The sequence below is a fragment of the Aerococcus urinaeequi genome (genome assembly GCF_001543205.1).
GTDB lineage: Bacteria > Bacillota > Bacilli > Lactobacillales > Aerococcaceae > Aerococcus > Aerococcus urinaeequi.
Genome location: NZ_CP014162.1, coordinates 1,338,947 through 1,352,532, shown reverse-complemented (window position 1 = coordinate 1,352,532; position 13,586 = coordinate 1,338,947). Strand labels below are relative to the sequence as shown.

9 protein-coding genes are annotated in these 13,586 nt (G+C 36.4%); 5 read left to right on the top strand and 4 right to left on the bottom strand.

Annotated elements, in window-relative coordinates:
• Positions 1-7: 7 nt before the first annotated feature.
• Complete coding sequence (locus AWM74_RS06135) at positions 8-1,912, bottom strand: beta-glucoside-specific PTS transporter subunit IIABC (RefSeq protein WP_026465753.1); 1,905 nt, start codon at positions 1,910-1,912, stop codon at positions 8-10.
• A 438-nt stretch (positions 1,913-2,350) separates the two neighbouring features.
• Here AWM74_RS06135 and AWM74_RS06130 point away from each other — a divergent pair, with 438 nt between their 5' ends.
• A complete protein-coding gene (locus tag AWM74_RS06130; RefSeq protein WP_026465754.1) occupies positions 2,351-2,938 on the top strand; it encodes an MFS transporter in 588 nt (195 codons plus the stop codon).
• Positions 2,922-3,794, top strand: coding sequence for an alpha/beta hydrolase (locus AWM74_RS06125; protein WP_026465755.1), 873 nt, complete (start codon positions 2,922-2,924; stop codon positions 3,792-3,794). Before AWM74_RS06130 ends, AWM74_RS06125 begins: the two co-directional genes overlap by 17 nt.
• A gap of 122 nt (positions 3,795-3,916) precedes the next feature.
• Here AWM74_RS06125 and AWM74_RS06120 read toward each other — a convergent pair whose 3' ends face one another.
• Entirely contained in the window at positions 3,917-4,513 is a 597-nt protein-coding gene (locus AWM74_RS06120) for a TetR/AcrR family transcriptional regulator (protein WP_026465756.1), read from the bottom strand.
• A gap of 180 nt (positions 4,514-4,693) precedes the next feature.
• On the opposite strand from AWM74_RS06120, the gene AWM74_RS06115 reads away from it, so the two are divergent.
• Together AWM74_RS06115 and AWM74_RS06110 are read left to right on the top strand one after the other, a co-directional pair.
• Positions 4,694-5,395: an ABC transporter ATP-binding protein gene (locus AWM74_RS06115; protein ID WP_026465757.1), complete on the top strand. Its 702-nt coding sequence runs from the start codon at positions 4,694-4,696 to the stop codon at positions 5,393-5,395.
• A gap of 13 nt (positions 5,396-5,408) precedes the next feature.
• Positions 5,409-9,362 (top strand): FtsX-like permease family protein, encoded by a 3,954-nt coding sequence (locus AWM74_RS06110; protein ID WP_026465758.1) that lies wholly within the window; start codon positions 5,409-5,411, stop codon positions 9,360-9,362.
• Between the two features lie 177 nt (positions 9,363-9,539).
• On the opposite strand, the gene AWM74_RS06105 is transcribed toward AWM74_RS06110, so the two are convergent.
• Entirely contained in the window at positions 9,540-11,372 is a 1,833-nt protein-coding gene (locus tag AWM74_RS06105; RefSeq protein WP_026465759.1) for a glucose PTS transporter subunit IIA, read from the bottom strand.
• A gap of 263 nt (positions 11,373-11,635) precedes the next feature.
• On the opposite strand from AWM74_RS06105, the gene AWM74_RS06100 reads away from it, so the two are divergent.
• Positions 11,636-12,835, top strand: a complete 1,200-nt coding sequence (locus AWM74_RS06100) for an enolase C-terminal domain-like protein (protein WP_026465760.1) — start codon at positions 11,636-11,638, stop codon at positions 12,833-12,835.
• A 42-nt stretch (positions 12,836-12,877) separates the two neighbouring features.
• Here the strand turns inward: AWM74_RS06100 and AWM74_RS06095 are convergent, their stop codons facing one another.
• Entirely contained in the window at positions 12,878-13,585 is a 708-nt protein-coding gene (locus tag AWM74_RS06095; RefSeq protein WP_026465761.1) for a GntR family transcriptional regulator, read from the bottom strand.
• Between the last annotated feature and the right edge of the window lies 1 nt (position 13,586).

The window sequence follows — 13,586 nt, the reverse complement described above, 5'->3', positions numbered from 1 at the left end:
TATAAATTTATTTGGTTAATTGAATCAAAGTTTGACCATCTTCAGCATCGTTATGCATTTTTACTTCAGTATAGTCTCCCGCATTTGTCACAATGACAGGCGTTGTTGTGGCTTTTCCAGCCGCTTTTATTGCTGCTAAATCAATTTCAAGTAACGTATCCCCTTGTTTAACTTGGTCGCCAACTGCAACTTTCGCATGGAAAGGTTTACCTTCTAATTCAACAGTGTCTAATCCAACATGCATCAAAAGTTCAGCGCCTTGGGCTGTTTTTAAACCCACTGCATGTTTGGTAGCGGCTAATAGGTTAATTTCCCCGTCAGCTGGGGCTACTAAGATCCCTTCGCTTGGTTCAACGGCTACCCCTTGACCCATTGCGCCTGATGAAAATACTGGATCGTCCACTTGGTCTAAGGCTAAGCTTGTCCCTTTTAGAGGTTTAATTAATGTTTCTTGGTCGCCAGCTTGGGTGAGTGTTGACGTTTTGGCAGAAGATTGAGAATCTTCAGTAGTATTACTATCGCCTTTAGTGTCGCCATCCACATCATCGCCTAAACCGAAGATGAAGGTTAAGATAGTACCTGTTAGGAAGGCTGCTGAAATCCCAATAACATATTGTGGAATCGGTGCGTAAGCTGGAATGGTAAGGACTGAGTTGAAGGCGTATGAAGTCATTTCTGTACCTAATGCCCCTAAGATTCCCCCACCAACTGCTGATGAAACCACAAGAATTGGAATGACTCGTTTATAACGTAAGATAATCCCGTATAAAATCGGTTCGGTAACCCCTGCTAGGACACCTGAAATGGTTGCTGAAAGTGATAATGAACTCAAGTTTTGGTTTTTACGGTAACGTAGGAAGACCCCAAAAGCGATTCCCATTTGGGCAAAAGTCGCACCCGCTGCCATAGCATTTAATGGGTCACCACCACGTGTTAAGTTATCCAATGAGATTGGTGTAATCCCCCAATGCACACCCAGGATAACTAAGAAGGGCCAAGCCGCAGCCATCACCATACCGGTTAGCAGAGATGAGAAGTCTAGTAACCATAGTAAACCGCTTGCAATTAAACCCGAGAAGAATTGCGAGAATGGTCCAAATGCTAAAGCAGTTAGCGGCACCATCACAAGGATTGAAATCATTGGGACAGCGAATAACTGAATCGTATCTGGAATGTATTTCTTCAAGAATCGTTCAAGTGGTGCATATATTGCAATCGCTACCAACATTGGGAACACTGTTTGAGAATAGTCCGAAATTAATAATGGTATGCCCATAAAGTTTAGGTTTCCACCCGCTTCGGCTAGACCAGTAAAGTTTGGATCCAATAAGGATGCACCAATTACACCAGCCACCCAAGGATTTACCTTGAAGTATTTACCAGCTGAAATGGCTACAAAGATTGGGAAGAAGTAGAATAACCCATTTGAAGCCGCTTGCAAAACTGAACCTGTTGTACTCGTTGCATCCCAAGCCGGGAATAATTCTAAAATGGCTAGTAAGGCCTTCACCATACCTGCACCTGCAAGGGCTGGAATTAGCGGTGAAAAGGTTCCTGAAATATATTCAAATACTACTGAAACAGGATTCTTTTGTTTCTTTTCTTGTTTATTGTCCGTGGCAGTTTCTGCCGGATCAGCATCTGTTGTGCCACCTGCTTGAACATCTGTATTATTGACAATTTCTGCATAAACCTTTGCTACATTATTACCGATAACCACTTGATATTGGCCACCCTTTGCCTGTGCGGTCAAAATATTTGGATTATTTTTTAATGCTTCCTCATCCACGATTGACTCGTCTTTTAATTGAAATCTTAAACGTGTCGCACAGTGAACTAGGGAGTTTACATTACTTTGACCACCTATGTGGTCCATTACAAATTTTGCAGTTTCTTTATTTTTATCTGCCATACTTTGTTTTCTCCTCTAATATAATTCTGCTATTTACCATTAAAAATGGTAGCCTTTTCATTTGATGGTCTAATCATACATTGTACCCTAATAATTTGTCAAGTGGTGTACACTTCAATCGTGCCTTAAAAATTGGAATGTTGTATTTTTGGGAAAAGGGCTATACTTCTCTACCCTAGCAACCAGGCTATCGAAGCGCGTATTTTCATTATTTGGGTGATCCCCCCATTTTAAGAAAAATATTTTTTTCATGACATTTGCATCAAAGGTATGTTCATTTTTCAAGAATCTAGTATCTATTGGAAATTGTATTTGCTATTTTATACCTATACAATTCTTACCGCTTGCGTTATTATAGCCATAATATTTACAGCCAGTGAACGACAAACTGCACTCCGATAGCCCAAGATTTTTATCCTTTAGAAGAGGTGATTTTCTTTGTTCCTTCATAAAATTATCGATTTAACTGATGGCTCCTTGCCCTTTAAAATTATTCACCATACCAATCCCAACAATGTGACTTATATCCCTAGACATTGGCACCGGTCCTTTGAAATTAGTTATACCCTAGTTGGTTTGCCAGTTGGTATCTTATACGGGGCTTTCTACAAGAAAGTGAACAGGATTATCCTACCCATTGGTTTACTAACTCTAACTTGTGGCTTCATCATCCTTTCTACTGCTCCGAATCTGCCAGTTCTAATTGCAGGTGTCTTAATGACTGGTATTGGATTTGGTCTTAGCGTACCCTACATTTATACTTGGACAGCTGAAATTGCACCTAAGAATGCCATAAACATTTCTTACACACTTTTGTTAATTGCAATTAACATTGGTGTCTTCTGTTCCCCAATACTACTAAACGCAATTGCAGCTTTCTTTAATAACTATGATCCCGCCTTTAGTATGATCATTGCTGGTGCAGGTTTTCTATTATTATTTATCTTACTGACAATTAAAACAGTTTCGATTAAACGAAATGAAATTAAAGTAGAAGGAGTTATGCCTCATGGAAATCGATATTGAAAAAATGCGTATAGAACTTAAAGAAGTCGATGCTAAAAGAGATGCAGGTCTAGTTGAACCTACATCAATTGAGAAGTTTCGTGATATTTCTTATGGTCCTCATGGTATTGAGAATACTTTGGATGTTTACTATCCAATTGGCACAAGTCAAAAATTACCAACCTTAATTCATATTCATGGGGGTGGGTTCTTTTACGGCGATAAGGAACTTTACCGTTTTTATACCATGTTTTTAGCTACGCAAGGCTTTACGGTAATTAATTTCAATTACCGTCTCGCACCAGACTATACTTACCCAGCACCACTTGAAGATATCAACCGAGTGCTACAATGGATGACTGCAAATAGCGAAGAATACTACATCGATTTAGATAATTTATTTTTATTGGGCGATTCTGCAGGTGGTCAACTCACTCAACAGTACGCTACAATTGCTTCAAATCCTGATTATCAAAATTTGTTTGACTTTCAAGTACCTAACATCCAATTTAACGCTGTTGGTTTAAATTGTGGTGCCTATTACATCGGCAATAATATCGGTTCCGCTGATGATTTTCCTTATTACCTCGATGGAAAAATGGCTGATCAACTCAAAGCTCAGTTACCCGTTGAACAATACATCACCACCAACTTTCCACCTGCTTTTGTCATGACATCAAGCCATGATTTCCTAAAAGAAACTGCTATCCAATTTGGCCAATTTTTAATTTCTAAAGGGAATGAAGTCTACTTTAAAATCTATAGAAACACTGATGGTTCTGAACTAAATCATGTATTTCATATTGATCAAAAATCCAGTGTTGCAAAAGACTGTAACCTTGACCAACTTGATTTCTTTAGAAAACATATGTGTTAGAAAAATGACATAAAGTCAGTAATCATGTTCATCATGGTTTACTGGCTTTATTTTTTTATATCATCGAAAAAGGATAGATATCCATTAAAAACGGCGATCAATCCTTTATCCCGTATATATTTCTACATTAGCAGTTCATATGGCGACAATAGTTTCGCTTTAGTAATCATGTGCGCAATTTCTTCCGGTGATTCTTTTCCATCCTTCTTGATCCATAAGGTAATAATGCCCACTATTGATGATAAAAGTATTTCAATCGCATAGTCTTCAGGTAAATCTATTTTCTCAAATTTTACGCGATTAGACTGCTTCACCTTTATATCAATAAGTTGTCCAATAATAGACTTTAGGGTTTGCATAAAATTGGGGTCTCCACCAGGACTAGCAATCGCTTTTACAAATTCAAATTCAGCTTTTACATAGACTAAAGCTTCTAAAATCTCTTCATAAGGAATCAATTGTGTAGCTTCACCCTCTTGATCTTGATCTTGATCTTGATCCGAATCTTTTAAGATGATCGCCTCTAAATCATACATCACTTCTTCTTCTAGTTTATTCATCAAGTCATACTTATCCACATAATGTAAGTAAAAGGTACCACGATTAATATCACATCTACGGGCGATATCACTCACTGTCATCGCTTCAAAACCTTTTTCATGTACTAGGTCGATAAAGGCTGCTTTTATTTTCTCCTTGGTTTCCGTCTTTCGATTCATTGATACTCCTACTTTCTTTAAATAGACAGATTGGTAGAATGTGTTGAGAAATCAACACTTTTTAGTATTTTGTTTATTGATTCTCTTGTACTTTAATCATATACTCTCTTAGTAAATAAATCAACACGTTGTTCATTTAGTTGAACAATTCATTTTATATTTATAAGGAAGGAAATGAAAATGAGTTACATAGAGGTCATTAATAGTTCTAAATATTATCAAATGGGTGAAAATGTGATTACCGCAAATAATGATGTTAATTTTTCAGTTGAGAAAGGTGAATTAGCTATTATTTTAGGGTCATCCGGTGCCGGAAAATCTACCATGCTAAATATTCTGGGAGGCATGGACACAAATGATGAAGGTCAGGTCATTATTGACGGCAATGACATTGCTACTTACAACAAAAAGCAATTAACCAAATACCGCCGAGAAGATGTCGGTTTCGTATTTCAATTTTATAATTTAGTGCCTAACTTAACTTCAAAAGAGAATGTGGAGTTAGCTTCTGAAATTGTTAAAGATGCGAGTGATCCTATCGAGGTATTAGAGGGTGTAGGTTTAGGTGAAAGAATCAATAACTTCCCTGCACAATTATCGGGTGGTGAGCAACAACGCGTTTCTATTGCTAGAGCGGTTGCTAAAAAACCAAAAATCTTATTATGTGATGAACCAACAGGTGCTTTAGACTTTGAAACTGGTAAACAAGTCTTACAAATCTTACAAGATATGAGTCGCAAGAATGGTGCCACTGTAGTTATCGTTACCCATAATGCAGCCATTGCACCTATTGCTGATAGAGTTATTCACATGCGTAATGCTACAGTGGAATCCATTGAAGTGAATGATGCACCTGAAAATATCTCAGATATCGAATGGTAGGTGACAAATAAACATGAAAAAGAAAATGTTATGGAAGGATATTCGAAAATCAATCACTAAATCAAAAGGTAGATTTTTCTCTATCATGGGGTTAATGTTGATAGGTTCTTTTGCCTTAATTGGTTTAAAAGTGACCGGACCAGATATGCGGGCAACTGGTGAACATTATTTTGACGAGTTAAACGTTTCTGATATCACTGTGATTGGTTCAATGGGTATTGATGATGATGATGTTGACATCTTGGATAAAACCTCGGGCTTGGCAGATATTGAATATGGCTATTTAAAAGATGTCACAATTGATGATAGCCATACAGCTATTCGCGTATTCTCAATGGGAGAAGATATCTCTGATTATGAATTAGTGGAAGGTCAATTACCTAAAGCAAGTAATGAAATAGCGATAGATGCAAGCTTTGATGATCAATATCAAGTAGGTGATAAAATTGACCTGTCAGAACAGGCGGATGCCTCTGGTGATACCGTACTAAAAGAAGACACCTATGAAATTGTTGGTTTTATTTATTCTGGTGAAATTTTATCCAATCTAAACCAAGGTGCTTCTACAGCCGGAACTGGCGCCTTAAAAGGTTACGCGATTGTTCCTGAATCTGCGTTTGATTCAGATGTCTACATGCTGGCTCGATTAAGATTCGATGATTTAATTGATATCGACCCTTATTCAGATACTTACACTGAAAGACTTCAAGTTCACAAAGATGATTTAGATGATGCCTTAGCAGACCAACCAGAAAATCGTCTTGAAACAATTAAAAATGATTATCAATCGGAAATTGATGATGGCCAAAAACAAATTGATGATGCCAAGAAGAAATTGGCAGATGGACAAGCACAACTAGATGATGCCAAACAACAATTAATTGATGGTCAAGCTGAAATTGATGATGCACAAAATCAATTAGACACTAAAGTAGCTGACGCCACTGCACAAATTAATGATGGTGCCAATCAAATTGCGAATGCCCATACTACAATTGATGATAGTCAAGCACAATTAGATGCTGCTAAAACGCAGTTAGCTAATGGGCAAGCTACATTAGACGAAAAGTGGAACCAACTCCAAGATGGTAAAGCTAAATTAAACCAAGCAAAGAAACAATTAAATGATAGTCAAAGTCAGTTAACTACCGCAAGAAGCCAATTAGATCAAGGTCAAACAGCGATTGCTAATGGTTATAGTCAATTAGCTGAAAAGAAAGCCCAAATAAATAGCGCTGAGGCAGAAATCGCCGAAGCAAACGCAACACTTGAGAGCAAACAAGCTGAGTATGATAACAAATACAGTGAATATACTCAAAACTTAAATGCTTTTGAGGAAAAACAAGCTGACTATGAAGCAAAAGCCAGTCAAGTAGAAGGCGCACAAAATCAACTTGATCAAAATAATCAAGAATTGGCAAACGGAAAAGCAAATTATGAGAAGGGTATCCAAGCTTTAACAGAACAAATCACTAGCCTACAAAATAAATTAGATGCAGGTGATTTAAATGAAGCTGATACTGCTGATTTACAAGCACAAATTGCTGACCTACAAGAAGAATTGGATGCTAGCCAAAGTGAATATGAATCCTTCATGAATTCAACATACACTCCTGGAATGGCAAAAATAGAGGCTAGTCAAGCTGAGTTAGACCAACAAAAATCAGCATTAGAAAGTGCTAAAAGTCAGCTAGATGCTGGCCAAGAACAATTAAACAGTGCTAAAGCACAATTAGATAGTGCAAACAAACAATTAAGTGATGGTAACGCTGCATTATCTAGCAATCAAGCCAAAATTGATGATGGTAAAGCTCAAATTGAAGCAGCAACTGCTAGCTTAAGCGAGAATGAAGCCCTCTTACAAGAAAAAGAAGCGGCATACCAAGATGGCTTATCCAAATACAATGCCGGTATCCAATCTTATAATGACGGTTTAAATACTTACTATGAGGGTCTAGCACAATGGACTGCTGGTGTAGAGACATTAGATAAGAAATCAGCGGAATACCAAGCGAATGTAGATAAGTTAGCCCAAGCAAAAGCGGAATTAGCTGATAAAGAAGCGGAATTAGCCCAAGCAGAAGACCAATTAGCAACTGAATCTGCAGATGCTGAAGCCCAAATTGCAGATGCCAAAGAAAGTCTTGCGAAAGGTCAGGCAGAATACGAAGATAAAGCCGCTGAATTCGCAAAAACCAAAGCGGATGCTGAAGATGAGATAGCAGACAAAGAAGATGAACTAGCCGAAGCACAAGAAATGGTGGATAATTTATCCCTACCAACTTATTCCGTAAATAGTCGTCGGGAGATTCCAGGTAGCGATGGGTATAAAATCTACAGTACCATTTCAAATATTGTAGATTCCCTAGCAAATATCTTCCCAATCTTCTTATACTTCGTTGCTGCACTCGTTACCTTTACTACCATGACACGCTTTGTAGACGAAGAACGGACTAAATCAGGTACCTTGAAAGCCCTAGGTTATGATGACCAAGACGTTATTAAGAAATTTACTTTCTACGGTTTAACCGCCAGCTTATCCGGTACTATTTTAGGGATTATCTTAGGACACACCCTACTCCCTTATATTGTTTACAATGCTTATAGTGCAAGCTATACCTTGCCAGCCATTGAATTACACTTCCACTGGGCAGTTTCCTTGGTTGCTATTCTTCTAGCTTTACTAGCAGCTGTTTTACCAGCCTACTTAGTAGCGAAGAGAGAATTACAAGAACAACCTGCGCAACTGCTTTTACCTAAAGCTCCTAGCGCTGGATCTAAGATTTTATTAGAACGGATTACACCAATTTGGAACCGCATGTCCTTCACCCACAAAGTAACAGCAAGAAATATCTTCCGTTATAAACAACGGATGCTAATGACAATCTTTGGAGTTGCCGGTGCTACTGCCTTACTGTTCTCAGGGCTTAGCGTACAATCATCTATCGGTGAAATTAACCAACGTCAATTTGGTGATTTAATCCATTATGATATGATTGTTGCAGAAAATGATTATGTCTCAGACCAACAATATGAGGAGATTGAGGATACACTATCTTCTCAAGACATTGATCAATACGGTGAAGTAGCATATCAAGAGTTAACAACTGTCGGTGGAAAACAAAACGATACACAAGATATCACTTTAATTTCCCCAGAAAATATAGATGAATTTTCAGACTATATTCAATTAACTGAACGTGGCTCTGAAGAAACGTTAAACTTACCAGATGATGGTGTAGTGATTTCTGAACGACTTGCTACATTATTAGATGCTGAAGTGGGTGATACAATTACACTTCAAGATACGAACGGTAAAGACCGTGAAATGAAAGTATCTGGTATAACAGAAATGTATATTGGTCACTTTGTCTTCGCTAGTCCACAAGTTTATGAAACAATTTATGGTGAGGATTACCAATCTAATGCTTATCTAGTCAACCTAAAAGATGATTCAATTAACAACACAGAAAATCAAGCTGCAAAATTCATTGAATTAGACGGTGTTGCCGGTGTAGTACAAAACACTACCCTAATGAATCAAATCGATACAATTGTTCATTCGTTGGATAAAATCATGACTGTTCTAATTGTTGTTGCTGGTTTACTAGGTATCGTTATCCTATATAACCTAACGAATATTAATGTTTCTGAACGGATGCGTGAATTATCCACTATCAAAGTGCTTGGTTTCTTTGATAATGAAGTTACCTTATATATTTACCGTGAAACGATTGTTTTAACTGCCCTAGGTATACTAGTAGGTTTCGGTATTGGTGAACTGCTCCACCAATATATTATTCGAATCGTTCCACCTGCTGATGTCATGTTTAACCCTGCATTAGCAGCGACAAGCTTTATTGTTCCAGCTGTTATTATCGGATCAATTACAGCCGTTCTAGCCTATATCATTTATAAACGTCTACAACACGTCGATATGCTAGAAGCATTAAAATCAGTCGATTAATTGGATTATTTATCCTATAAAAAAAGAATCCCCAGAAGTACGCAGACATACGCTTACTTCTGGGGATTTTTTTATTGATCATTATTAAGTTCAAACACATGTACTATTTTTTTCAAAAAAACTAATGAAGATTACTTTCAATAATCTATTAACAGATAGTAATTTATAATGTAATAATTAATTTACATGAGCAAAAATCAATGGTGACCCAATTTCATGATTACCTTCAATATCTTTATTCATGGTAAACGTATCAATTTTATCCATATTGGTAATCACAACAATAACCACTGTTTCTTTTCCTTGACTACTTATATAGTCTAGATTCATATAAGCTATTCTATCGCCGACAGCTACAGTATCTCCAGTTTGAACATATGTTTCAAATCCATTTCCATTTAGACTTACTGTGTCTAATCCCATATGAATGAGTACTTCAATACCTTCATCAGTCGTAATACCAATAGCATGCTTTGTTGAAAAGACTGATGTAATCTTACCAGTAACTGGCGCATATATATTGCCCTCAGAAGGACTGATTGCATACCCATCGCCAACCATTTTATTAGCAAACACCTCATCAGGCACATCAGCTAAAGGTACATACTTGCCTTCTACAGCTGTATATAGTTCAACTGTTTTACCTGAATTAGCTTCTTTATTATCAATGGACGCCTTTGGTATTAATAAGTAGGTGATGGTGAAAGAGCTAGCAATCGCAAGGATAATTCCTATTACCGCATATACAAAATATTCTCCAATATACGCTGGTAAACTAAAAATACTGGATAAGATATATCCATAGATTCTTACGCCAAAAAAACTAATAAATGCTGAGGCTATAGAACTTCCAACTGTAGCTGCAATAAATGCTTTTTTATATTTTGAAAGTATACCGAATAATGCTGGTTCGGTAATCCCAAGTAGACCTGAAATTGCAGATGATAATACGAGTGATTTTTCTTCTTTATTTGATACTTTAAAATATACTGCTAGTGTTGCACCCGTTATCGCCATATTTGCCATAAACATCATCGGCATTAACATATCATACCCTTGATTAGCAAAGTTTTGTAAAGCAATTGGTGTCATAGCGTGATGAAGTCCAGTAAATATCGAAATTGGTCTAATTGCACCGACTATAATCCCCGCTAATACTGGTGAAATAGTGAATAACCAAGCAACACCATCCGCCAATAGATTACCTAAGAAGATACTGATTGGACCAATTACTGTTAATGTTAGAATACCAGAAAGAAAAAGAGATATCGTTGGTGTGAATACTGTTCTAAGTACTTTGGGAAGTATTTTATCAACCCAATTATATATATAACTCAGTGCTAAAACAGCAAATATAATCGGTATTACTGTACCAGCATAATTAAAAACTGGAACAGGTATTATTCCAAACAAGTTAAACTGTGTAACCGCTCCTTCAGCAACAGCACTGGTCATCGTTGGAAATTGTAAAGTTGCAGCAATAGCTACAGCAAGGTATTGATTAGTTTTAAATATTTTTGCTGCTGACATCGCTACAAAAAACGGTAAGAAAGTAAACACTCCACTAGCAATCATATCAATTACCAAGTATGAATCTGTCTGATTAGAGATGACTTCTAGTGCGACTAATCCTGCCATTAACCCTTTAATCATTCCTGCACCAGCAATAGCTGGTACAATAGGCCCAAATACACCAGATACCGTATCCATGAACAAAGAGATAAATCCTTTCTTCTCTTTATTCTCATTTTCTTCTCCTGAATCTATATGTAATATATTCGCGATTTCTGTGAAATAATTTTCTACATCAGTTCCGATGACTATTTGTAATTGATCACTTTGGTATTTAGTCCCAACAATATTGGTATCTTTTTCCAAATTATCATAATTTACCATTGTTTCATCTTTTAAGTCAAAACGTAATCGAGTCATACAGTGCCAAACATTGTTAATATTCGACTCTCCACCCACATTTTTAATTATAAACCTGCCTGTTTCCTTATAATCCATAATTCTACCTCCCACAATAGACGCACAATAATGTTTCCGCTTTCAAATAGATGTTAGCATGGTACACCTATAAAGTAAAACCAGTCCTTTATTCATAATTCTCTTTAAAAACGTTGATATATAAGCTATCTAATTACTTTCTATTGAAATTGGACTGGTTTTAATGCTAATAGTCTAATAAATTCAAACCACTTACTTTAGCCCTTGAGTTTTTATCTAATGACTACTTATACTGAAATAGACTTAACAAGGGAGTGACAAAAATGAATCCAAACATAATCACCGATATAAAATCATTTATTACAAAACCAGACCGTCATAATTTAGTAATTGTGAAAGTAGAAACTGAATCAGGACTTTATGGACTAGGATGTGCAACATTTCAATTTAGGCCATTAGCAGTAAAATCTATTATTGACGAAAACTTAAAACCTTTATTACTAGGTAGGGATGCAAACAATATAGAGGATTTATGGCAACTGATGAACGTTAATGCTTACTGGAGAAATGGTCCAGTCATTAATAATGCTATCTCAGGCGTTGATATGGCACTTTGGGATATCAAAGGAAAATACGCAAAAATGCCTTTATATCAACTTTTAGGTGGCAAATCAAGAACAGCAATCCCCGCTTATACACATGCAGTTGCAGATAATTTAGAAGAACTTTACCAAGAAATAGATAAATTTTTAAATGAAGGGTACAAATACATCAGATGTCAATTAGGTTTTTACGGTGGGAATCCCGATCATCTAGAAACGCCTAAAAATCCACTGGTCGGATCATACTTTGACCAGCAATCATACATGCAGACTACGTTAAAAATGTTTGAAAGTATCACAAATAAGTATGGAAATAAATTCCAAATCTTGCACGATGTACATGAGCGTTTATATCCAAATCAAGCAATTCAATTTGCGAAGGCTGCTGAGAAATATAATCTATTTTTCTTAGAAGATATCCTAGCACCAGATCAAAATGAATGGCTAACCCAATTGCGCAGTCAATCAACAACACCTATTGCTACAGGTGAATTGTTTAATAACCCAATGGAGTGGAAGGATTTAATCATTAATCGTCAAATTGATTTCCTTAGAGTTCACGTTTCTCAGATAGGCGGTATTACACCGGCAATTAAGTTAGCTCATTTTTGTGAAGCTATGGGTATTAGACTCGCTTGGCACACCCCGTCAGATATTAGCCCAGTAGGTTTAGCAGTCAATACGCACCTAAATATTCATTTTCATAATGCAGCAATTCAAGAAAACATTGATATTAAACCAAATACTAAAAAAATATTTGGAAATATACCAGAACCTGAAGACGGTTACTTTTATCCAATAGAGCGTGATGGTATTGGCATTACTTTTAATGAAAAATTAGTAGAACAATTTCCTGTCGAATACAGACCTCATGAATGGACCCAAAGCAGAATTCCAGACGGCACTCTTATAACACCATAGTGAAAAGGCTCAAGATAAGCTTCTATTATCTTGAGCCTTTTTCTAATCTATTCTAGTTTGGTGAACATCACGATCAAAAGGTCGAATATAAGTAACAGCATAATCAATTGATATAATTTCACTATACTCATATACTTTTCCATCTTCTAACAAAGATCTATTAATAATTTCCATTGCTGGCGTACCTTTTCTACATACTAATTTTTCAGCTAGTTCTTTACCTACACTTACAGAATTGTAACTCGTAATAAAGTGAGATATTCGATAGCCACTTTTTTCGACATAGTCTTGAATAGAGTGTTCAATTATTTCTTTGGTTAATTCTGGAAATAATGTTACTGGCATTTTTGATTTCTCAAGTTGTTCTATTTTATAGTTTACAATTCGAACACGCTCAAATTCCCATATTTCAGCTTCCGTATCAATTTGAAAAATCCGCTGTTCTTCTTTACTCGCTAATCTTCTATTTAAACTTAACATTTTGGATGTAATTCTCTCGTACGGTGTTCTAGTTAAAGAATTAAAGATCAGCGGATTTTTAACCCATCCGGTACGTACATAGATTCCTGATCCATGTCTCACTTCTACAATTCCGATATCTTCCAATATTTTTACAACTGATTGAATCGTATACCGGGATACTTCATAAATTTTGGCAAGTTCTCTTTGACTGGGCAGTTTACCATTTATAAAGTTTTCTTGATATATTTTACTCAAAAGATCTTGTACGATGAATTCACTTTTTTTCAAA

Coding starts and splice junctions, on each gene's coding strand:
- AWM74_RS06135 (WP_026465753.1), bottom strand. CDS start 1,912: ATGGCAGATAAAAATAAAGAAACTGCAAAATTTGTAATGGACCACATA.
- AWM74_RS06125 (WP_026465755.1), top strand. CDS start 2,922: ATGGAAATCGATATTGAAAAAATGCGTATAGAACTTAAAGAAGTCGAT.
- AWM74_RS06120 (WP_026465756.1), bottom strand. CDS start 4,513: ATGAATCGAAAGACGGAAACCAAGGAGAAAATAAAAGCAGCCTTTATC.
- AWM74_RS06115 (WP_026465757.1), top strand. CDS start 4,694: ATGAGTTACATAGAGGTCATTAATAGTTCTAAATATTATCAAATGGGT.
- AWM74_RS06110 (WP_026465758.1), top strand. CDS start 5,409: ATGAAAAAGAAAATGTTATGGAAGGATATTCGAAAATCAATCACTAAA.
- AWM74_RS06105 (WP_026465759.1), bottom strand. CDS start 11,372: ATGGATTATAAGGAAACAGGCAGGTTTATAATTAAAAATGTGGGTGGA.
- AWM74_RS06100 (WP_026465760.1), top strand. CDS start 11,636: ATGAATCCAAACATAATCACCGATATAAAATCATTTATTACAAAACCA.